Below are 21,091 nucleotides of genomic sequence, written 5' to 3' on the forward strand. Positions count from 1 at the left end.
TACAAAGACCAATATCAAGGTCGCTTAGATAAGCTCGTTACACCTAAGTTGCCAGAAGTTGCGGTCAACGGTCCAGGTAATATCCAACCCGAACTCCCAGAGTTCGACATGGATCTCGCGGCTAAATTAGCCAAGGCCGATGATCTGGTGAATGCTGCAGAAAAGGCCTACAAGGACTTAACTGATGCCATTCAAGCAGCCGGTCAAACGGTGATCCCAGAAGTTCATGCTACTCTCGCTAAACAAGCGAAAGCTGCCGAACAAGCCAAAGCAGCTGCTCAAACGGCAGTGGACGCCCTACCAGCAGATGTTGAAATCAGCAAGACCTACAAAGACCAATATCAAGGTCGCTTAGATAAGCTCGTTACACCTAAGTTGCCAGAAGTTGCGGTCAACGGTCCAGGCAACACTCAACCCGAACTCCCAGAGTTCGACCAAGAGCTTGCTGCAAAATTGAAAGTAGCAGAAGATCTGGTGGTTGCAGCAGAGAAAGCCCATGCTGAATTGACAAGTGCACTAGTTGGTTTATCTGACACAGTCGACAAGGCAAGCTATGACAAGTTAATTAAGCTAGCCCTAGCATTTGAAACCGCTAAGGCGAAAGCCCAAGCCGCTGTGGATGCTCTTCCTACCGAAGCGGGGACTTTCAAGGCAGCTTTACAAGGTCGTTTGGATAAACTGGTAATGCCTAAGTTACCTAAAGTCCAGGCCCTACCAAGCCAGCCAGAAGTACCAGAACTTCCAGCAGCTCCTGATAAGCCAGTTGTACCAAACTTGCCAAGTCAGCCAGCTGTACCAGAGCAACCAAACCTACCTGCTCTGACCCCAGCTGCCAAACCAGGCAAAGTTCAAAACATTGTCGTTACAACAACGGCACATGCTGCAGTCAAGACAGGTCAAGACTTATCTGATAAGAAGACTGAGAACACATTACCTCAGACTGGTGCTACTGCCCAACTCACCTTATTACAAGGTGTTCTCGGCTTAATCTTTGGTCTAGGCTTCCTTAGTCAAGCGAAGAAGAGAAGTGAAGATTAGTGCAAGTAAAGCAGCGCGATTAACCACTATATGGCTTAATCGATAGCTAATAGAAAACGCCACTCCAAAAAATTGGGGTGGCGTTTTTAGTCATTGTATATTATGTGATAAATAAAAAAAGAGCATGAAGGTTACTTCATGCTCCCTTTTGAAAGACTATGCCAGCAAAAAAGAAGGAAACTGGCATAGTTATGCTAGGTAAGATGTGCTTCAGTGATTAATGGAGCACACTATTATTAAAGCATAGGATAGCTTATTAAGATAGTGCAGGGGATAAGAAAATGAATCAATATTTTACATAATCAATAAAAATTAGATAAAAGAAAACTAAAGGTGTGCCCTCGCATCCTTATCTAGTCGGGTTCGCAAGAGCAGATTTGGAGTGCTTTCGCAAGTTGGAAACGTGCAAGCGTGGCTTGCCCTTATCCCAACTTACTCCAAGCATCCAAAGCTAACCGCTCTTGCTCACACCCTTATCTAGTCGGGTTCGGTCTGGCAGAAATAGCTCCTCTTCACCAAAATCCGCCGAAGACTTACAGTCTTCTCTGGTTTTTGGCTCCAGAGGTCTATTTCTCCCGCCAGCCCTCACACCCTGTTTAGTCGGGTTCGCAAAGGCAGAAAGGGCGTGACTTCAGCAAAAGGAAACGATCGGCTGAGAGCCGCTCTTATTCCTTTTGCCTCCAGTCATCCCTTTCTAAGCGCCTTTGCTCACACCCTTATCTTTCTTTTCGGATCATGTCGTGAGCTTTGACGGGCTGGTTGACTTTCATGCTGATGATTTGCATGGCGTGGGGGGCGCGGTCGATGGCTTGGCCGTCTTCGTCGCGCATGGCGGTGAGTTCTTGTTGGAAGTGGCGCATGCCGGGGCCGTAGAATTCGATGAGGTCGCCAACGCCAAAGTTGTTCCGCTGTTGGATGGTGGCGATTTGGCTGTCTGGGTCATAGTCTAGGACTTCGCCCACGAATTGGTAGCGGGGGATCCGGCGGCGCTTGCCGAAGAGTTGTTCGTTCTCGGTTGGGCGGCCATAGTAGAAACCGGTGGCTAGTTCACGTTGGGCAGACTTCCAGAGTTCGTCGATCCATTCTTGTTGGACCTGGTAGTTATCGGGGTCTTCCAGATAAGAATCGATGGCCTTGCGGTAGACATTGATGACGGTTGAGACATAGTGGATGGACTTCATCCGGCCTTCAACCTTTAAGGAGTCGATGCCGTTCTGGATGATGTCAGGAATATGGTTGATCATGGATAGGTCAACGGCTGACATGGCAAAAGGTTCATCGATATCCGTGCCTTCTTCGCCCTTGCCGACCATGTAGCGGTCACCGAGCTTGGGCATGTCATAGAGGCCATACTGCCAACGACAGGATTGGCAGCAGCCGCCCCGGTTAGCGTCGCGGTGGGCCATGTGGTTGGAGAGGGTACAGCGGCCCGAATAAGAGATACACATGGCGCCGTGGACGAAGGCTTCAATTTCGACATTGGTTTTTTGGCGAATTTCAGCCACTTCGGCCATGGAGACTTCCCGGCCCAGTACACAGCGGGTGAGACCGGCATCTTCCCAGAAGTTCAAGGTTTCATAATTGACGGCAGATTGCTGGGTTGACAGGTGCATTTCCAGGCCTGGCGCGTCGCTGGCGCAAATCTGCATGAGGGCAGGGTCGGAGATAATCACCGCGTCAATTCCGATATCGCGGATGGTGCGGAAGAATTCGCCAGCCCCCTCTTCATCGCCGACATGGGTGACCATGTTAGAGGCCACATAAACCTTGGCATTATGCTTGTGGGCATAATCCACGGCTTCTTGCATCTCATCGAAGTCGAAGTTGCCGGCCCGGCTTCTCAAGCCGTAAGCCTCGCCACCGATATAGCAGGCATCGGCGCCATAGTGGATAGCAATCTTTAATTTTTCAAGGGTCCCGGCTGGTGCTAAGAGCTCTGGACGTTTTAATTCACTTTGTGTCACACTGATTTCCTTTCTAGTTAGGTGCTTATTGGACGGTATCCTTGTCGAAGAGGAAGAAGCCGGTCGAAAGCTCGCGGTTATCTGGATGAAGTTCGCGCACTTTTTGGTCGAGTTGGAGGGCGTAGGCATCGTTCCATTGGCCCGCTTCAATGGCATCGCGGGCCTGGGCGAAAAGTCGGTTAATCTCAACGAAGGCTTGGCCGGGGCAGTAGATGCCGTCCGCATACCAACGCTGGATGCCAGCTTTTTGGAGGTCGTTTAGGTACATCATAAGGTCCAAGTCGTTGTTGGCGAAGATATGGGTGCCGTGGTCATCTTCATAGATGGAATAATGGGTCTCATCCTTCTTAGGTTCGGAGAGGAAGAGCTCGTGTTCGGCAACTTCGGTCTTGTCCTTGCCGACAAAGTTAAAGTAGTTGTCCAGGAGCATGCGCCCGCTCTGGTGGATACAGGAGGCGCCGTAGGTTTGGACCATAAGTGGAATCTTGGCATCCCGGGCCATCTCAGTCAGTTCGACATAGGGAACTTCCCGGGCAACCAGGGCGCCGACCGCACCGTACTGGGCCCAGAAGTTAACCTGGCCTGGGCTGGTCACAAGGACAGAGGCATCGTAGATATAAGGCATGCGGTAGGCCTCTTCTTTGAGGATTTGGATCAGACCGGTGTCGCCAACCATGAGTAAATCAGCATCCATGGCCTTGACCTGGCTCAGATAGTCGCGGGCCCGGTCAATCTTGTCATTGTGGAGGATAGCATTGGCTGCGACAATCACCTCTTTGCCTGCTTGGTGCGTGATGCGGATCATTTCAGCCATTTCTTCCCGGTCAAAATATCCCGGCAAGCGGAGGCCGTAGCTGCTTTCGCCAATGACCAGATAGTCGACGCCGGCTTCCAGCAGGGCCTGGCCTTGGCTCAAGGATTCAGCTGTCGCAATCAATTTAATCATTCGTTTCTTTCCCTCTTTCTTCATTATAGTACACATTTCTACATTGTAAGTTCAAAAGCAATAAAAGTCTAGGCTTTTCCGAAAAAGTTGGGGGAATCTTAGTGAGCAAGCCAATTTTAGAGGGTAATGGTTATGAAAAAAACGAGACGGCTTATAATACGGTACTAGAAGCATCCCTTCCGCTTTTGAATTTGAGCCTTAATAGAATCGAGAAGTAAAAAAGTCCTGGACGACTTGGCTAAAAGTTGTCTAGGACTTTTTTGCTTGTATTTGTTAAGGAGAGAGTGAAACTTGTTTAATTTCCCATTAATGGTTGTGAGCCAGTTGTTGGAGCTGGTGCTGGTAGTTTTTGGCCTTGAGATTAGGGAGGCTGAGCATGGTGGCCAAGCTGATTAAGTAGAGGCTGGCTAGGAAGAGCATGACCATGGGGACGGAGGAGACGTCGAGCAGCCAACCGATAACTACCGAGGAGAAGCCGCCTATTGCCCGGCCCACATTGAGGATGACGTTGTTAGCAATCGAAGCAATGTGGTCGGGATAGAGGCGGGTAATCATGGCCCCGTAGCCGGCGAACATGCCGTTGACGAAGAAACCGACGATGGCGCCGCCGAGAATCATAGTGAGCGGTGTCCGGGCAAAGGTGAAGAGGTAGACGGACAGGGCAGACAGGCTGAGGAAAGTAGTATAGGCCAGGCGGGGTCCCCGAGCGTCAAGCAAGCGGCCGAAGGTGAACATGCCTAGGCACATCCCAATAATGGTCGCAATCATCCAAGTTGAAGAATCCTTCACGCTGACACCGCTGGCTTCTTGCATAATGGTCGGCAGCCAGTTCATCATCCCGAAGTAGCCAGCGATTTGAACGGTGGTCATCAGCATGAGTCCCAGGGTCTGCCGGCTGAGTTCAACTGTCTGGAAGAGTTCCTTGATCGAAGGCTGTTGGGCTGCCGCTTGCTTTTGTTGGCGGGCCTGGGTGTCCGCAAAGACTTGCTGGTCATTGATAGCAAAGATCATCCAAATCACAAGTGCGACTGGCAGGAGGCCAAAGAGGAAGAGGCCGCGCCAGCCGAAGAGAGGAGCGATGAAACCGGCGAGCAGGGCAGAAAGGATGGAACCAATCTGACCGGCGATCCCGTTGAGGGAACTGACCCGTCCCATCTTCTGGGCGGGCACGATGCTGGCCATAATAGCAATGGCGACACCGTATTCGCCCCCAACTCCCATACCTGCTAGGAAGCGCATGAGGTAGAGGTAGCCGAGGTTAGGAGTGAAGAAGATGAGCCCCGTAGCCAGAGAGAAGAGGAGGATGGTCCACTTGAAGACCTTAAAGCGGTTATAACGGTCAGCAAGGACGCCGAAGACTAGGCCTCCGACCAGCATACCGAGGTTGGTGATGGTGGCAATGAGTCCAGCTTGGGCGCCGTTGATGCCGAGCTGGGCGATAATTGCCGACATGGAGAAAGCTAGGAACATGACATTGAGGTCGTCGGTTCCTGAAGCTAGGATAGCAGCGATGAGGGCGCGTTGACTGTTGGTATTGGGATGATTCACGAGATGACCTCCTTCGTTAAAGCACTGGCTGACTAGTCACTGTGGCTGGCGGTCCAAGCTTGGGGGTCTTGGTACCATTGCTCCAGCACGTCACGGGCCGCTTCCACTTCAGGATCTTCTTTGGCCGCGATTGGGATCAAAGTCTTGAAGTCCGATAGGGTGTAGAGGGGGAAGTCTTCCTTGGCAAAAGCTTCGCGGCTGGCTGGGAGGAGGTAGTTGAAGATGGCTAGGGCAGCAACGACTTCGCCACCTGCTTCTTGGACCTGGTGGGCTGCATGGATCACTGACCCGCCGGTTGAAATCAAGTCTTCAACCATAAGAACCTTGGTCCCTTTTTCGAATTCGCCTTCGATAGCATTTTGCTTACCGTGACCCTTGGCTTTATCGCGGACATAGATCATGGGTAGGCCGAGAGCTTGGGCGATAAAGGCGGCATGGGGGATACCAGCAGTTGCGGTTCCGGCAACCACTTCGATATCCGGACACTTGTCTTTAATCGTCGCCAGGAAGCCGTCGATGAGGAGCTGGCGGACCTCAGGATGGGAAATCGTCAGGCGGTTATCGCAATAAATAGGAGACTTGAGGCCACTAGTCCAAGTAAAGGGCTGGTTGGGACGAAGGGAGATGGCATGGATATCTAAGAGGGCTTGGGCAATTTTTTCGGCTTGTGACATGGTAGATTCTCCTTTTCTATTCTGGTGACGGTTTAGGCTTGCCATTCGGCAGTGATGTCGCGGTAGGCTTGGACTGGATCAGCAGCCTGGGTGATAGGACGGCCGACAACAATATAGTCGCTGCCGAGCGCCTTAGCCTTGGCTGGCGTAGTGATCCGCTCTTGGTCTTCCCGTTGACTCTGGTAGTTACTGGGTCGGATGCCAGGGGTGACCGTGATGAAGTCAGTACCCACTTGGTCTTTAATCAGGCGGGATTCCAGGGGCGAGCAGACAACCCCATCGAGGCCTGCTTTTTGGCTGAGTTGGGCATAGTGAACCACGCTCTCTTCGATGGTCGCCTGGGTCAGTTGTTCGGCCTGCATGGCAGCTTCTGAAGTTGAAGTCAATTGGGTGACCGCAATCAGGAGAGGGCGCTTCTTGGGATCCGGTTGGGCTTCCACAATGGCATCCATAGCCCAGCGCATCATTTCTTCCCCACCCGCAGCGTGGACATTCAGCATATCAACGCCCAGTTCCGTCAGGGCATGGATACTGCGGTGGACCGTGTTTGGAATATCGTGAAGCTTGAGGTCAAGGAAGATGTGGTGGCCAGCCGCTTTGAGTTGCTTCACTAGGGCCGGACCGTTGGCATAGTACATCTCCATCCCAATCTTGACATTTAAGGCTTGCCCTTCGAATTGTTGGATAAAAGCCTCCATCTTATCGACCGTATCGAAGTCTAGGGCAATAATCGGTTTGTCTTTTTGCATTTTTAGCCTCCAAAAATAACTATTTTTTCCCAAAAAAAAGCACGTTGATTAAAATCAAAGTGCCAACCCCTGCTTGGCGCCAAGCATAAAGGATGCGAATAAAATTTTGCTCAAATTGTCAAATATTATATCCCCCTATCGAAAGCTTGTCAAGATTTTTTCGTAATTTTTTTAATTAAATGTGTGCGAGAGAGTCTCCCTTGTGTTTTTGAAATTACTTAAGCCTGGCTATTCCTCAACGGGTCCATTATTAAAAATCTTCTTCACATGAAATAAGCTAGCAAGGGCTGGTAAATTATTTTTTTAAATTATAAAAAATATTATTTCTGTTTGAAAGCTGAGGCCTAGCAAACCACATTCGGGGGACCCTAATGTGGTTTGGACGCTGTCAAGCCACACTCCCATGACGCAATTGTGGCTACTCCAGCTACAAGCCACAATCGGAGAGCTAGACTGTGGTTTGCTGACGTTTAACCCACAATTGGGTCTTTCAAGTGTGGCTTGAGCCATGCTAATCCTCACTTGGGGCTTTGGACTGTGGCTTGCTGAGATAAAACAAAAACACTTCCCCAGATAAGCAATCAGAAGATGCCGCTTGCTAAGGGAAGTGTTTACTTTGAGTGAAAATTTACGAATTTCGCTTTATTATTGGAAAAGCTAGTCTTTAAGTCTTGCTTCTCTTTAAAAACAGCTATTCTTTCGAAAACCTGTTCCAGTGATTCAAGTCTCCCGACTTTTGTCACACTCTGCTTATTCAACGCCAAATTCTTGGCGGACTTGGTCGGCGATCCGGTTGGCATAGTCGGCAGCGAGTTCGTCGGTTTGGGCTTCGACCATGACGCGGAGGAGGTTCTCGGTACCGCTTGGGCGGACGAGGATCCGGCCATCGCCGCCCATGTCGGCTTCAACCGCTTGGATAACTTCTTGAACGGTCTCGGACTTCATGGCATCCTCACGGCCTTGGCGGGTGACGCGGACATTGACCAGGATTTGTGGGTAAGACTGCATCTCGTCAGCGAGTTCGGAGAGTTTCTTTCCGGTTTGCTTCATGACGAAGAGTAGTTGGACAGCGGTTAGGAGGCCATCTCCAGTTGTATTGTGGTCCATGAAGATAATATGGCCGGATTGTTCGCCACCCAGGTTGTAGCCGTGTTCGCGCATGGCTTCTACCACATAGCGGTCGCCGACCTTGGTAGTTTCAACCTGGATGCCGGCAGCTTCTGTCGCCTTGTGGAAGCCGAGATTGGACATGACGGTAGCAACAATGGTGTTATCCTTCAAACGCCCGCGCTCGTTCAAGTACTTGCCGCAGATGAACATGATATGGTCGCCATCAATCAGTCGACCATTCTCGTCTACAGCTAGGCAGCGGTCGCCGTCACCGTCGAAGGCAATCCCAACATCAGCTTGGTTATCGCGAACCATTTGGGCTAAAGCTTCAGGGTGGGTAGAACCTACGCCGTCATTGATGTTCAGACCATTAGGCGAAGAGGCCATAGTTTGAAAATTAGTTTCAAGATCGGCAAACAAACGGTTGACTAGGGGCGAGGTTGCTCCATTGGCCGCATCGATGCAAACGTTCATGCCTTCGAGCGAGGAGGTAATTGTTGATTCAAGGAATTCCAAGTACTTGGACGCTCCCTCTAAGTACTCGCTCACCGTACCCAGGCCTTCAGAACTTGGCCGTGGGAGTGTATCTTCTTCCTGGTCTAAGAGGGCTTCGATTTCCAATTCTTGGTCGTCAGAAAGCTTGAAGCCGTCACTGCCGAAGAACTTAATGCCGTTATCAGCTGCTGGGTTGTGGCTGGCTGAAATCATCACGCCGGCTGTGGCACCGGTTGTCCGGGTCAAGTAGGCCACCCCAGGGGTTGAAATGACGCCTAATTGGAAGACTTCAATGCCAACGGATAAGAGGCCGGAAATGAGGGCATGTTCAAGTAATTGCCCTGAGATTCGTGGATCGCGCGCCACGAGGACACGGGGATTTTCACTCTGTTCACCGGCATGCTGGAGGAGGACATAGCCCCCACAACGCCCTAATTTGAAGGCGAGTTCTGGAGTTAATTCGCGGTTTGCTTCGCCGCGAACACCATCCGTTCCAAAATATTTACGCATAATGAATAATCTCCTTAATATTGGTTTATTCGAGGATTTTTTCTTTTGTACAAGTCATCTTAACATGAAAGCTTCAGCCTGTGAAGTTATAACTTAAAGGTCTAAGTAGAGGGGTCTTGCTCCTGGCTGGGGGCGTTTTGGCGGCCAGCTGCCGACCGGGTCTCCTGGGACCGCTGGCTGCTAGCTGAACTAGAATTCCTTTCAGCTTCTTCTTGACGGTTGGCAGCGTTTTGCCGGTGGGGCGTAACCTTGACCCGGACTTGTGTCGGTTCCATGGAGGATACGCCTGCTGGTAATTCCAGGTCCACCTGGGTTTCTTCTTCCTTGGTAATCTGGCTGACATCGACATAGCCCATCACCCGGTTGAGCTGGTGGATGCTGGCGGGGTCACCCGAGAGGACCGTATTGTGGGTGGTCAGGGGCTCAATCTCATAGTCGGTGTCAGGTCGGCCATTGACGGCTTCGAATTGGATGGGGACGGTATTGGTATTGGATTGGATATCGACTTGGACTTCCACCTGCTTGGGATCGGCACTGATATCTAGCACCTGCCCCTGGCTATCCGCGATCAGGACCGTGGCTGATGTAGTATAGGAGTCGCTAGCGTCGCTCGGGATATCCACATTGACATAAACCTGGCTGATCTGTTGGAGCTTGTCGCCAGAGCCTGACAGGGTAACGGTTTGGGGGTTGACACTCACATTACCGACCGCATAGTCGGGGGAGAGCTTATCACTATTGACCCGGACCTCGATCGGATAATTCTGGGTCTGGAGCTCCGCAATGGTGATGTTGACGCTGGAAGGGGATAGCTTGTAATGCAATTCCTTAGAGATTCCTTCCAGGCGGAGCTTGATATAGTGCTGGCCAGGCCCGAGCTGTTCCAGATCTTCCGTCACTACCTTGAAGTTCTCAGCCTCCAGGGTTTGTTGGATGAGATTGGCTGGACCCGACAGTTCCACGTCCACGGTTTCGGGTAGGCCTGTAATATAGTAGTTTTGGACATTGCCTTTGATATGGACGGGAACATTGGAGATAGTTTCCGTCGAATTCTCACTCACATTCTGGAAGAAAGAAATAGGATTATCATTGTAGCGCTCAGCCTTAACGAAGACAAACATGGTCAAGGCGAGGAAGAGGGCGACCAGGAGAGTCAACCACTTGTTGTCATAAATTTTATTCATCGTCATGCGCCTCGCTTTCCTTCTCTTCTTTAGCGAAGAGGCGGCTCAGGATATTGCTTTCGGATTGTTCTTCAGCCACAATGAAGTGGTCTTGGAGGCTTTGGCGGAGTTCGTCTTCGGAGAGGTCGCGGATAATCCGGCCGTGGTAGGTCAGGGAAATGCCCCCGGTTTCTTCAGAGACGACAACGGTAATGGCATCGGTCTGCTCGCTCAAGCCGACTGCTGCCCGGTGCCGGGTCCCCAGTTCCTTGGGGATATCGGGGTTCTCCGAGAGGGGGAGGAAGCTGGCGGCTGAAGTAATTTCTCCGTCTTGGATAATGACCGCCCCATCGTGGAGGGGGGTATTGGGGATAAAAATATTAATGAGGAGCTGGGAGCTGATTGCAGCGTTCAGGCTGATTCCGGTCTTGGCGAATTCGGTTAGGGACTGTTCCTGCTCGATCGAGATCAGGGCCCCAATCCGCCGCTTGGCCATGTACTTGGAAGCGTCAATAATCTCTTCCACCATCTCCTCCATGGGGTTGGTATACATCTGCTGCCTCTTAGCTGTAAAGAGGCGCTGGCCCAAATGTTCCAGACCGCGCCGGATCTCAGGTTGGAAGATAATGAGGACCCCAACGACGGACCACTGGATAATACTGTTCATGATCCAATCAACCGTCTCCAGACGAAAGACCGAACTCAGGATCTTAATCACAATAAAGACAAAAATCCCATTCAAAATATTGATGGCCTTGGTATGTCGGATCACCTTCAGCAATTGGTAGCAGAGGAACCAGACAATCAGGATATCAATCAGATTGAAGAGGTGTTGGAAAGTAAAAATAGATGACCAGTCAAAGGACATGGCGGAGCCTCCTTATCAGCTAATTCACGAATGCCCTAAGCATTCTTACCTATTAAGTATAGCATACCCGGCCCCCTAAACCCGCCTTGAGCTCTGGGATAAAGCTTAGGAAATCTTTAAAATGAAGAGGGTGTGACAACAGTCGGTTAGGCCTGGAACAGTTTTTGAAAAGCCTTCCTTATTGAAAAAGAGGCCAGAGTTTCTGTCCTAGCCTCGTCATTTTGAAGATAAGAAGATTTTAAATGCTTGCGGTCTAGGAAAGAGACTTGAGTTTGTTCATTAAGGCCTTCTTCTTGCGATGGGCAACTAGACACTGGCTACCATCTACCATATGAAGGACGGCCAATTTATGGTCAACGCTCTCAATTTGTTCTAAGTTGACGACATAGGATTGGTGGCAGCGAAAGAAAACTTCTTGGACCGCTTCAATTTCACTTAACTGGGAACGGAATTCAATTTCGCCTTGCTTATGGACCAAACGCACTTTATGCGATTTCTCGGAATTTTCGAAATATAAGATATCATCTATGGGGAAGATGCGACTGGTATCGGCAACCCTGACGACAAAGTGCCGTTTTTCTGCCTTTTGAGTTTTGGTATAACGCTTATAGTATGTGTCGATAGCCTTTTGGAGCCGCGTCAGGCTGAGCTGACCGGAATCTTTGATGATATAGTCGAGGGCTTCGACAGCATAAGTAAAGGTATAAGGCATCATTTCACTATGACTGGTTAAGAAGACAATACAAGCGTAGGGATCATACTGACGAATTTCGCCTCCTAAGGCCAGACCGTTCATTTTTTGGTCACCCAGATCGATATCTAAGATATATAAGGCTTCCTGCTTAGGTGAGGCTTGGATTTCTTTTAGAATATCTGTGCCTTGTGCTGTGGATTGGGCAATCTTCAGATCATAGTCATTAATCATCAGATAATTTGCAATTTTTTCTTCTAATTTTTCTCTATAGATGTCATTATCTTCACAGATATAGATAGAGAGCATGTTAACCGACCTTTCAATTCTCTACAATCATGAGGTGTTGGACGAAGCTAGCGTCTTTATTTAATGTTTCAAGAGAGACGTTTTCGTATTTTTCGAGAATCCGATGAATAATTGTTAGGCCTAAACCTCGCTCGCTACCCTTTGAGCTGACGCCTTGCTGCTTTAATTGTCTATAGCTTTTATCCTTTGACCGGCAAGGGTTTTCTATGATGAAGTGAATCGAGCGGGATAAGCGATAAGTCAAAATTCTTATCGTACCAGAAGCTAACTCTTGTCTCTCCTCGATAGCATTATCAATAAAAATGCCTAGTATACGAACAAGGTCGACTGTCGACATTGGGATTTCTGTAATAGGGGATTGGACTTCAAGCTGATACTTGTAAGACAAGCTCTCTAAACTGTTGACTTTTGCCATAAGCAAGCCTTTAATAGCGGGATTCTTAATCATTGCCAGCTGGTCAAAAGTTGCAGAAGTAATGCTCGGACGATCAGCTTGTTCTGAGAGGTTTTCCCTAAGATAGTGTTCTAAGCCTTTATAATCTTCATCGACGATGTATTGTTGGAGGGCTAGGCATAAATTATTATAGTCGTGGCGCAAATAGCGCAGGGAAGTATAGCTCTCCTCGATAGCAGCCGTATATGTAGCAATCAGTTCGCGCTCCCTGTCCTTACGATGCAGTTCTTCACGATTGACGAGATAATTGAAAATGACCGTACAGAAACTAATGAATAAGATAAAGCCATTAAAGAAGATAAAGAAAGTCAACGATGAGAATCTTAACTGAGTAAATCTTCCTTCGATGATAAAAGGGTGAAGGAGGATAAAGAACAGGGCAGTCAATATCAGAAAAGGTTGCAATAGTCGCTGGTTAATTTTTGTTTTTAGAGCTTGGTAAAGGGTACGCAATAGGACGGCTTGAGAAAGACTGCAGCAAGTGACGCTGAGAAAATCTGGGAGATAGCCTTGCAAGCTCGTTAAGGAAATAGGATCTAATTGATTGAAAAGATGCCAATTAATGGAAAACAAGGTAAAGGAATAGCTTAAAGAAATGAGACTATTCCAAAAATTCCGCGTTAATAAAAAGCGGAAAATGAATAGAATAAAAACATCGAAAATAATAATATGTAAGTGAAGAACTTGGTGGCTGAACAAGATAAGCCCTATGGCAAATAATATATATAGTAGATCTCTCTTGACAGTCGAATGGGAGAAAATGATACTGCAGAGAGCGATAGTAAGACAATTAAGAAGTATAGCAAACAACATGACAAAACCTCTACTTTGTTGAGAAAACGAATAATTCCAATCTAATGACGAATTGGCTATTTATAAAGGCTAGGAAAAACGAATTCTGCCAATTTAGGTCCATTTTAGCAAAAAATGAAAAGGGAGTATAGTTTGCTTATATAATGCAGAGGCAGACCTATGTGTGAGTCGAAAGTTTATTTATGAATGGAGTGGCATGAAAAATGAAGACGAAAGTGACAGATTTCCTAAAACTTACTCTGACGATGATTGTTGCGGTCTATTTCATTCGAATTTTTAAAGAGACGGGATGGCCCTTTATTTGGACAGACCTAACTTGGGGGCTTTTCTTTTCGGTAATAGCTATTATTGGGCCTCGGATTAAAGCTTATCAGAAGGCTAAATACCAGGCCAAGTGGGGGAAGCCGACCAATCGGAGATAAGAAAGTGTTATTTGAAAGGATTTAAAATGAAGGATCTTTCATTAATTAATACTAATATATATATTAACTAATTTTTACTCATTGGATGACAAATGAAATCTAACTTATGATAAAATATAATAAATATATTTTTTCGTTATATAATAAACCTATAGATAGGAGGCCAAAAGCTTGCTTAAGATTTTTATTTGTGAATCCAATGAAGATCATAGGATCAAACATGAAAATGTTATAGCTAATTATCTCAAAATGTCAGATTTAGATTGTCAATTAGAATTGAGTTCAGATAATCCTAAACATCTTTTAGATTACTTAAGTGCTAGCGAGCCTGATTATTCTTTGTTTTTTATAGCAATTGATTTAGGAAAACAGAATATGAATGGATTCAAATTAGCAGAATCTATAAGAAATATATGCCCTTATGCGAGAATCGTCTTTATAACATCACATGTAACTCATATGTCTTTTACGTTTACTTATAAATTAGAGATCTTAGATTATATTGTAAAAGATAAATTGAAGTATGTCGCTGATAAAATCATTGAAAATATCGAATGGGTATATGATGAATATAAAACTTATCATAAATCACATGAAAATATATCATTTCCAGTAAAAGATAAAGAAATAATGCGCTTTATTGATATCGATGATATATTATATTTTGAAACTTCATGCGAAGATCATTATATTATTCTTCACCATTTAGGAGGTCATCTTAAATTTAGAGGGAACCTAGTTGATATATCGAATTACTGTGATTCCTTTATGCAAACTCATCAATCTTATGTCGTTAATATTCGTAATATTTATTCGATCAGCCTAAAAGAAAGATGGGTACAGATGACTGATGGTGGTGTTTGTATGATTGCTCAAAGGCGTTTACCGGAAGTTAAGAACAGGATACAAGATTATTCACAAATAAATTTGGTTTAAAAAACATTTGATTTCGCAATTTGAATAAGATTAAGGTATTTAAAGAATGATATACCTTCCTTGTTTGGATTTAGGAGAACTTTTCTTGCTTTTGAATTGACTTAGTGCAGAAAGGTTCTTTTTTTATATATAAAATTAAACCTTTATTATAATTCTTAGCAGAATTCTGTCTTTTTCTATAAATGATTTGAATTAAGCTATCGAATCCGTCACTTAGTCGTGCATTTAAAACAAAAAATAGATAGAAGATATGTAGTGTTAATGTAGAAGCATGGAAGCTTTCATAAATATAAGAAAAGGAGTTTTATTATGAAAAAGATTAATCTACAAACACTTCTGACCATTAGAGGTGGCGGAAACGAAAAAACTATGATTAGTGGTTTGGTGACAGGTGCTGCAGGCGGAGCAGCCTTAGGTACCACTATATGTGGCCCTGGTTGTGGTGTTTTGTTCGGTCTTTATGGCCTAGGTTTAGGCGGAGGAGCTGGAGCAATGTAGACTAATGACTTTGTTTACTTGGTGTATTAGCTTAGTTCTTACATGGATTACTTATATTATATCGATGTATAAAGAAATGCCTATTACTTGGTATTTGGCTTTAATGAGTATAATCACTTTAGTTTTAATGGTAATAAACTTGGATAAGCTAAAACTAAAATATGAGCAAAATCTATTGACAGCAAAGAAATATTATAGTCTGTTCTTCGGCATCATGTCGTTAACATTACCCTTGACTGGGAATATATTTTTATTTCATTTGTTTACAGGAGCTGAGAGAGGAAAGCCTATAGATCAAACGAGTTTTATAGCTCATATTTTAGTAGGTATAGGATTCACGGTAGTAATTGTAGGGACTAATATACTTTATGAATTATACGAAAGGAAGAAAGAATCTAATGAAAAAAATTAGTGAAAAGGCCTTAAAACAAGTAATGGCAGGTGGAAGTCAAGAGGTATCTGCTTTAGGGGGAGCACTAACTGGCGCAGAACTTGGTGCAAAATATTGCCCGGGTGTTTGGGTAAAAGCGGGTTGTACAGTTGGCGGTGGACTAGCAGGTGGAGCTATTGGCTGGTGGTTAGGCGGCTAATCTTCTGAGAAGGAAGGATTTAGCTCTAGCCATATACCTTAATCAATGAATTAGTGCAAATGAAGAGGCTAGCAAGCTCTAGCCTCTTTTTACTTGATTTAGTGCAGGGGGGAACATATGCCTAAGCCTTTTAAATGTATTAAGCAAGAAGAACAAAAAGACTGTGGCGTAGCATGCATAGCGATGGTATTAAATCATTTTGGGAGTTTAGTGCCTTTCTATAAGCTACGGGAATATTCTGCAACAGACCGTAACGGAACATCAGCTTATGGAATTGTTAAGTGTTTAGATCAGTATAATATAGATTGTTTAGCAGTAGAAGCAGGATCAGATGTATGGTTAGATAGCGAAATGACATACCCTGCGGTTGCTCATCTTGTCTTAGAAAATAGTTTGATGCATTATGTTATTGTTTATAATTACCATAAGGGATTTATTTATTTAGCCGATCCGGCTAAGGGTAAACGCAAAGAATCAGTAGAAGAATTTTCAAAGTATTGGTCTGGCATTCTACTCTTACCTCGTCAACGTTCTGACTATAAACCAATACGTGAGAAGACGAGAAGCATTATGCAATTCTTACCTTTATTGTGGAAGCATAGATGGAAGCTTATCATGATTATTATTTTGTCTATTTTAGTACTGGGACTTAGTATCGGGAGTAGTTTTTACTTTCAAAGATTAATTGATGATATCATTCCAAATCAAGCCACACATTATTTAATGATGGTTTCTTTAGCCGTTATCACAGCGTATTTGATACTTTCGATTTTTGAATGGTGGCGTAATCGCGCTCTCGTCAGAATGAGTCAGAGCTTAAGTCAGACGCTTATGTTAGACTATTATAAGCACGTCCTCCATCTACCGCTAAAATTTTTTTCGAGTCGTCAATCTGGAGATATTTTAAGTCGATTTATGGACGCGGGACAAATTGTGGAGACATTAATTAGTACGAGCGTTAGTCTATCATTAGATGGCTTGATGGTTATGATTATTGGTGCCGTCTTATATTTTCAACAGCCCAAACTGTTCTTAGTGACTTTAGCCAGTCTTCCCTTCTATGCGATAGTTATTTGGGCCTTTGTCAAAAGTCATCGTACAGCTCGTGAAGAAGAGTTTGCAGCTAGTGCTTTACTTAATTCAGATATTATTGAGAGTTTAGAAGGCGTGGAAACGATTAAATCGCATGGTGGTGAAGGGCAGCTAATGGAGCAAGTCTTTAGCCATTTTAATGATTATCGTTGTAAGAGTTATCGTCGCTTGCAACTAGAAAATACACAAAAGACGCTAAAAAAATTTATATCTTTGGTTAATTTAACAGTAATCCTATGGGCAGGGGCATACTTTGTGATGCGAGGAACGCTAAGCTTAGGACAGTTACTAACTTATCATGCCCTGGTTACTTATTTCACGACACCTTTACAAAATATAATTAATCTTCAAGTGAATTTTCAATCGGCCGTCGTTGCTAATAAGCGGTTGAATGAGATTTTGTTATTAAAGCCTGAAGATAGTAAGAATGAAAAACCGAGAGATACAGCAGCTAAGCCTGATATTAACTTAGAAAAGGTATCATTTTCTTACCAATTGGGAGAGGAACAATTATCTAATGTTAGCTTACGTATACCTTATGCGTCCAAATTAGCGCTTGTAGGAGCTAGTGGCTCTGGTAAATCTAGTTTGGCGAAGCTTTTGGTTAAATTTTATCAGCATGATCGAGGGAATATATTCTATGGTAATCAGTCAATTGATGATTTATCTTTGGATCAGTTGAGAAGCTTAGTTACTTATCTGCCCCAAGAAACATTTTTAATTAATGATTCTTTACGGGCTAATTTATGTTTCGGACTTGAAGAAGAACCTAGTGACGAAACATTATGGTCAATACTGGACTTTGTTGATTTTAAAGAATTTGTTTTAAAAGATTACCGAGGTTTGAATCTAATAATTGAAGAAAATGGTGCTAATTTATCTGGAGGGCAGAAGCAGCGAATAGCTCTAGCACGTGCACTCCTACGACAAAGTAGTATTTATATTTTGGATGAAGCAACGAGTGCTATGGATCCAATATTGGAAGAAAGAATTATTAACAAATTGATGGAGCTTGATAAGACAATAATTTTTATTAGCCATCAACTTTCAATTATTAATGAGTGCGATCAAATAGTTGTACTGGATAACGGCCAATTATTGGCTCAAGGGGGACACTCAGAATTGATGAATACGTCTAAGCTTTATCAAAAATTGTATCAAGCGAGCCAGTGAATATAATGCTTATTTTATAAATTAATCCGAAAAAAATATCAAAAAGCTCTTGCCAAGCCCAGGCTAAGATGTTATTATAATTGAGTACGATAAATCAAATTGATTCGTCGGGTGGGATAGCGAAGTGGCTAAACGCGGCGGACTGTAAATCCGCTCCTTCGGGTTCATAGGTTCGAATCCTATTCCCACCATTTCAATTATTATTGGGGTATCGCCAAGTGGTAAGGCAACAGACTTTGACTCTGTTATGCGTTGGTTCGAATCCAGCTACCCCAGTTGAGATGACCAGCTCTGAGCTGGTCTTTTTTTGTCTTAAAGAATATTGTTTCTATTAAATAGAATTGTTATACTTAGGTTAGCTCGAGAAAGGAGTGGTCCCTTATGGAATTATCCCAAGACCAAGTGCTGATCCGGCGCTTGAAACGTTTTGCTATCTTTTTCTTAGTCATTAATATTTTTAATGCAATTTCTCAATTGATTACCACGATTTCATCCTTCCAGTCTAAGGCTTTCGATGCCAGCCAATTTGAAATGTTGGGCCCTGAGATGGTGGACCAGATGCGGCAGACCTTCGCTTATTCTCATTCCATGCCTGTCCGGCTCATGAATGTGGTCTATCTTCTATTATATGTGGTTTTGGTTTATCTCTTCTATAAGGAATGGCAGAAGTTACGCGACTTCCAGATTGACCCTCAGACTAAGACCAATTTCATCATTGCCTGTGTTATTAGCCTGGCCATCCCCTTGGTCAATGCCTTACTGACCCACTTAGCGGGTCTGGGTGCCTTCTCCGCTATGGCGGGATGGATTGGTGCCGCGATTGTGATTGTCTTAAACCTGATTCTTTTCGGCATTTGTTTCTATACCTATAAGAAGTTGGCGGACCAGGGCGCGGTTTAGTCCTTATTCCCCGTCTTTGTTTCAGCCTGTTAGTTTGGATGATTTCTTCGCCAAGCTGGCAGGCTTTGTTTTTGCTTCCAGGCGTGTTAGAGTCAAACTATAATATGTAGAGAGGGGTTATCACCATGTTAGCGATCTATCGTTCAGGCGACCAGGTGCCGGAGTCTTTACTGGAGGCCATGGAGGGTGTGGACTTTCCAGGAGGAGGCTATCTGGCGGAGAAATTAGAGGACCAGAAGCTCCAGGCGGATGAAATGGTCTTAGTGGTGACGGATGTCAGTGGAGGCTTGATGGCCTTTGCTTCGCTCTTAGGGGAGGATATTGTGCCAGACCTCGACTATGGCCCCTTCCTAGCGGCCGTCTATGTTGACCCGAACTACCGTGGCCAAGGGATCTTCTATCATCTCGTCTCCTTGATCGAACTCGAAGCCAAGAGCCAAGGTCAGAGCCAGCTCTATGTGATCTCTCAACACAAAAACCTTTATAGTAAGGTGGGTTATCAGTTCAAGGAAGACCTGGTCGACTTCATGGAACGGCCAGTTTATTGTTTTAACAAGGCTCTTTAGTGGTGAAATATAACAATTCTTACAAGCAGCCAAGTCAAGGGAAGCCTGTTCTGATGGGAAATTTTCTCTAACTTGGCTTTTCTTTTAAGGATTCTTAGGATTTTTTGTCATAATGTGGTATGTAATTTTTGATAAAAGGCAATTCAAGTCGCTTTTTATTACAGGATTTTTACATTTTTTCAGCTAAATTTCAAAAGCTCCAGACTTGTTAACAGAGGCGTTAAGGCTGATTAACAAGTCGGTCGGAGGGCTTTTTTTGTTTTGGGGGCCGTGCTAAGATATTTCTTGTCGACGAGGCAAGGCCCTGACGCCTTCGCCTGAAGTGAAAGAATATAGATAAAAAAGAGATGAAAAAGGAGAATTTATTCAAATGAAATTTAACAAGGTACTTTTCGGAGCAAGTGTTGCAATCGCAGGTTTCGCTTTCCAAGCGGTTCAAGGTCAAGACGTTCAAGCGGCTGAATGGGTAGCCCGTACAGTTGAACAAGTTCAAGCAGACGTTAAAGCTGTTGACGGCGATGCTAAAGAATACACTGTTCAATGGGGTGACACCTTAAACGTAATCGCAGCAGCCGTAAACGCTGATGTTGATGCGATCGCTGACCTCAACGACATCGAAAACGCTAACCTCATCGAACCCGGCCAAAAATTAACCTTCGAAGTGGACAAAGACGGTAAGGCCCACAATGTCAAAGCTGAAGGCCAAAAAGCTGAAAACAATGACCAAGTTGCAGCTCAACCACAAGCCCAAGCAAGTTCATACGCTAACGCACCAGCTGCCCAACCTTCACAACAAGCATACAGCTACGAAGCACCTGCTCAAGCAGCACCAGCCGCTTCAAACTACACCGGCTCATCTTCATCCGCTAAAGAAATCATCGCCCAACGCGAATCAGGCGGTTCTTACACAGCAACTAACGGCCAATACATCGGACGTTACCAATTATCAGCTAGCTACCTCGGTGGCGACCACTCCCCAGCCAATCAAGAACGCGTCGCTGACCAATACGTAGCCAACCGCTACGGCTCATGGGACAACGCCCTAGCCTTCTGGAACAACAACGGCTGGTATTAAAAAAAGGGTGTGAGACTTGGCGCTTAGACTCGGATGATTGGAGCAAGTCAGAATAAGAGCGAAGCATTCGCTCATTTCTGACTTGTGAAATCACTCCGAGTCTGCCAAGTCGAACCCAACTAGGACGTGAGGGCGCACGGTTAGGTTCAAACAATCCTCTAACATTCATACAGAGCTATCGAGTGTGGGTTGATGCTGTTCAATCCACAAACAGAAGGTCCGAATGTGGGTTGATGCTGTTCAATCCACAAACAGAAGGTCCGAATGTGGGTTGATGCTGTTCAATCCACAAACAGAAGATCCGAGTGTGGGTTGATGCTGTTCAATCCACAGACAGAAGGTTCGAGTGTGGCTTGTTACCATTCAACCCACAGACAGAGCCAGCAAGTGTGGATAGACAGACCGATCGAACTCGGGCGCAATCCAGAATGCGTTTCCTTGTACGTTAAACACCACTCAAAACTATTGAATATAACAATGAAAAGCTAGCACGGCAAAACTGCACCG

General features: G+C 45.3%; 20 protein-coding genes and 2 tRNA genes. 12 read left to right on the forward strand and 10 right to left on the reverse strand.

Going from position 1 to position 21,091, the window contains the following annotated elements; genetic code table 11:
* Positions 1-1,038: GA-like domain-containing protein (locus QP339_RS08165; RefSeq protein WP_502869662.1), on the forward strand; the 1,038-nt coding region annotated here is incomplete at its 5' end.
* 716 nt (positions 1,039-1,754) lie between these two features.
* Here the strand turns inward: QP339_RS08165 and QP339_RS08170 are convergent.
* The 10 genes from QP339_RS08170 to QP339_RS08215 form a co-directional block, all read right to left on the reverse strand.
* On the reverse strand, positions 1,755-3,008 hold the full coding sequence (locus QP339_RS08170; protein ID WP_502869663.1) for a peptidase U32 family protein: 1,254 nt from the start codon (positions 3,006-3,008) through the stop codon (positions 1,755-1,757).
* Between the two features lie 19 nt (positions 3,009-3,027).
* Positions 3,028-3,948, reverse strand: coding sequence for a peptidase U32 family protein (locus tag QP339_RS08175; RefSeq protein ID WP_284911098.1), 921 nt, complete (start codon positions 3,946-3,948; stop codon positions 3,028-3,030).
* A 306-nt stretch (positions 3,949-4,254) separates the two neighbouring features.
* A complete protein-coding gene (locus tag QP339_RS08180; RefSeq protein WP_284911099.1) occupies positions 4,255-5,496 on the reverse strand; it encodes an MFS transporter in 1,242 nt (413 codons plus the stop codon).
* A 32-nt stretch (positions 5,497-5,528) separates the two neighbouring features.
* Complete coding sequence (gene pyrE, locus QP339_RS08185) at positions 5,529-6,170, reverse strand: orotate phosphoribosyltransferase (protein WP_284911100.1); 642 nt, start codon at positions 6,168-6,170, stop codon at positions 5,529-5,531.
* A gap of 32 nt (positions 6,171-6,202) precedes the next feature.
* A complete protein-coding gene (pyrF, locus tag QP339_RS08190) occupies positions 6,203-6,919 on the reverse strand; it encodes an orotidine-5'-phosphate decarboxylase (protein ID WP_284911101.1) in 717 nt (238 codons plus the stop codon).
* Between the two features lie 750 nt (positions 6,920-7,669).
* Positions 7,670-9,034 carry a phosphoglucosamine mutase gene (glmM, locus tag QP339_RS08195; RefSeq protein ID WP_284911102.1) on the reverse strand — a complete coding sequence of 455 codons (1,365 nt, stop codon included), beginning with the start codon at positions 9,032-9,034 and terminating at the stop codon, positions 7,670-7,672.
* A 101-nt stretch (positions 9,035-9,135) separates the two neighbouring features.
* Complete coding sequence (locus QP339_RS08200; protein ID WP_284911103.1) at positions 9,136-10,224, reverse strand: CdaR family protein; 1,089 nt, start codon at positions 10,222-10,224, stop codon at positions 9,136-9,138.
* Positions 10,211-11,065 carry a diadenylate cyclase CdaA gene (gene cdaA / locus QP339_RS08205; protein WP_284911104.1) on the reverse strand — a complete coding sequence of 285 codons (855 nt, stop codon included), beginning with the start codon at positions 11,063-11,065 and terminating at the stop codon, positions 10,211-10,213. The genes QP339_RS08200 and cdaA overlap by 14 nt, the downstream gene beginning before the upstream one ends.
* Before the next feature lie 253 nt (positions 11,066-11,318).
* Complete coding sequence (locus QP339_RS08210) at positions 11,319-12,065, reverse strand: LytR/AlgR family response regulator transcription factor (protein ID WP_284911105.1); 747 nt, start codon at positions 12,063-12,065, stop codon at positions 11,319-11,321.
* A gap of 13 nt (positions 12,066-12,078) precedes the next feature.
* The gene (locus QP339_RS08215) at positions 12,079-13,218 is read right to left on the reverse strand and encodes a sensor histidine kinase (protein ID WP_284911106.1); all 1,140 of its coding nucleotides are present in this window, start codon (positions 13,216-13,218) and stop codon (positions 12,079-12,081) included.
* A 317-nt stretch (positions 13,219-13,535) separates the two neighbouring features.
* Between QP339_RS08215 and QP339_RS08220 the strand changes: the two genes are divergently transcribed.
* The 11 genes from QP339_RS08220 (at position 13,536) to apf (ending at position 20,584) form a co-directional block, all read left to right on the forward strand.
* Complete coding sequence (locus QP339_RS08220; RefSeq protein ID WP_284911107.1) at positions 13,536-13,754, forward strand: hypothetical protein; 219 nt, start codon at positions 13,536-13,538, stop codon at positions 13,752-13,754.
* Positions 13,755-13,925: 171 nt separating this feature from the next.
* On the forward strand, positions 13,926-14,690 hold the full coding sequence (locus QP339_RS08225) for a LytR/AlgR family response regulator transcription factor (protein WP_284911108.1): 765 nt from the start codon (positions 13,926-13,928) through the stop codon (positions 14,688-14,690).
* A gap of 309 nt (positions 14,691-14,999) precedes the next feature.
* On the forward strand, positions 15,000-15,188 hold the full coding sequence (locus tag QP339_RS08230) for a bacteriocin (RefSeq protein WP_284911109.1): 189 nt from the start codon (positions 15,000-15,002) through the stop codon (positions 15,186-15,188).
* 4 nt (positions 15,189-15,192) lie between these two features.
* Complete coding sequence (locus tag QP339_RS08235) at positions 15,193-15,600, forward strand: hypothetical protein (protein ID WP_284911110.1); 408 nt, start codon at positions 15,193-15,195, stop codon at positions 15,598-15,600.
* A complete protein-coding gene (locus QP339_RS08240; RefSeq protein WP_284911111.1) occupies positions 15,587-15,778 on the forward strand; it encodes a hypothetical protein in 192 nt (63 codons plus the stop codon). Before QP339_RS08235 ends, QP339_RS08240 begins: the two co-directional genes overlap by 14 nt.
* Before the next feature lie 117 nt (positions 15,779-15,895).
* Entirely contained in the window at positions 15,896-18,043 is a 2,148-nt protein-coding gene (locus tag QP339_RS08245) for a peptidase domain-containing ABC transporter (protein WP_284911112.1), read from the forward strand.
* Positions 18,044-18,153: 110 nt separating this feature from the next.
* Positions 18,154-18,234: transfer RNA gene (locus QP339_RS08250), tRNA-Tyr, on the forward strand.
* 13 nt (positions 18,235-18,247) lie between these two features.
* Positions 18,248-18,319 (forward strand) — tRNA-Gln (locus tag QP339_RS08255).
* A 105-nt stretch (positions 18,320-18,424) separates the two neighbouring features.
* Positions 18,425-18,943, forward strand: a complete 519-nt coding sequence (locus QP339_RS08260) for a hypothetical protein (RefSeq protein WP_284911113.1) — start codon at positions 18,425-18,427, stop codon at positions 18,941-18,943.
* A 125-nt stretch (positions 18,944-19,068) separates the two neighbouring features.
* Positions 19,069-19,509: a GNAT family N-acetyltransferase gene (locus tag QP339_RS08265; protein ID WP_284911114.1), complete on the forward strand. Its 441-nt coding sequence runs from the start codon at positions 19,069-19,071 to the stop codon at positions 19,507-19,509.
* A 370-nt stretch (positions 19,510-19,879) separates the two neighbouring features.
* Positions 19,880-20,584 carry an aggregation-promoting factor gene (gene apf, locus QP339_RS08270; RefSeq protein ID WP_070618075.1) on the forward strand — a complete coding sequence of 235 codons (705 nt, stop codon included), beginning with the start codon at positions 19,880-19,882 and terminating at the stop codon, positions 20,582-20,584.
* The last annotated feature ends 507 nt before the right edge of the window (positions 20,585-21,091 follow it).

It is taken from the genome of Aerococcus sp. UMB7834 (assembly GCF_030215145.1).
GTDB lineage: Bacteria > Bacillota > Bacilli > Lactobacillales > Aerococcaceae > Aerococcus.

Bases quoted from the DNA above. Each gene is read 5' to 3' on its own strand.
- QP339_RS08175 (WP_284911098.1), bottom strand. From the start codon at position 3,948: ATGATTAAATTGATTGCGACAGCTGAATCCTTGAGCCAAGGCCAGGCC.
- pyrE (WP_284911100.1), bottom strand. From the start codon at position 6,170: ATGTCACAAGCCGAAAAAATTGCCCAAGCCCTCTTAGATATCCATGCC.
- pyrF (WP_284911101.1), bottom strand. From the start codon at position 6,919: ATGCAAAAAGACAAACCGATTATTGCCCTAGACTTCGATACGGTCGAT.
- glmM (WP_284911102.1), bottom strand. From the start codon at position 9,034: ATGCGTAAATATTTTGGAACGGATGGTGTTCGCGGCGAAGCAAACCGC.
- QP339_RS08200 (WP_284911103.1), bottom strand. From the start codon at position 10,224: ATGACGATGAATAAAATTTATGACAACAAGTGGTTGACTCTCCTGGTC.
- cdaA (WP_284911104.1), bottom strand. From the start codon at position 11,065: ATGTCCTTTGACTGGTCATCTATTTTTACTTTCCAACACCTCTTCAAT.
- QP339_RS08210 (WP_284911105.1), bottom strand. From the start codon at position 12,065: ATGCTCTCTATCTATATCTGTGAAGATAATGACATCTATAGAGAAAAA.
- QP339_RS08220 (WP_284911107.1), top strand. From the start codon at position 13,536: ATGAAGACGAAAGTGACAGATTTCCTAAAACTTACTCTGACGATGATT.
- QP339_RS08230 (WP_284911109.1), top strand. From the start codon at position 15,000: ATGAAAAAGATTAATCTACAAACACTTCTGACCATTAGAGGTGGCGGA.
- QP339_RS08235 (WP_284911110.1), top strand. From the start codon at position 15,193: ATGACTTTGTTTACTTGGTGTATTAGCTTAGTTCTTACATGGATTACT.
- QP339_RS08240 (WP_284911111.1), top strand. From the start codon at position 15,587: ATGAAAAAAATTAGTGAAAAGGCCTTAAAACAAGTAATGGCAGGTGGA.
- QP339_RS08245 (WP_284911112.1), top strand. From the start codon at position 15,896: ATGCCTAAGCCTTTTAAATGTATTAAGCAAGAAGAACAAAAAGACTGT.
- QP339_RS08260 (WP_284911113.1), top strand. From the start codon at position 18,425: ATGGAATTATCCCAAGACCAAGTGCTGATCCGGCGCTTGAAACGTTTT.
- QP339_RS08265 (WP_284911114.1), top strand. From the start codon at position 19,069: ATGTTAGCGATCTATCGTTCAGGCGACCAGGTGCCGGAGTCTTTACTG.
- apf (WP_070618075.1), top strand. From the start codon at position 19,880: ATGAAATTTAACAAGGTACTTTTCGGAGCAAGTGTTGCAATCGCAGGT.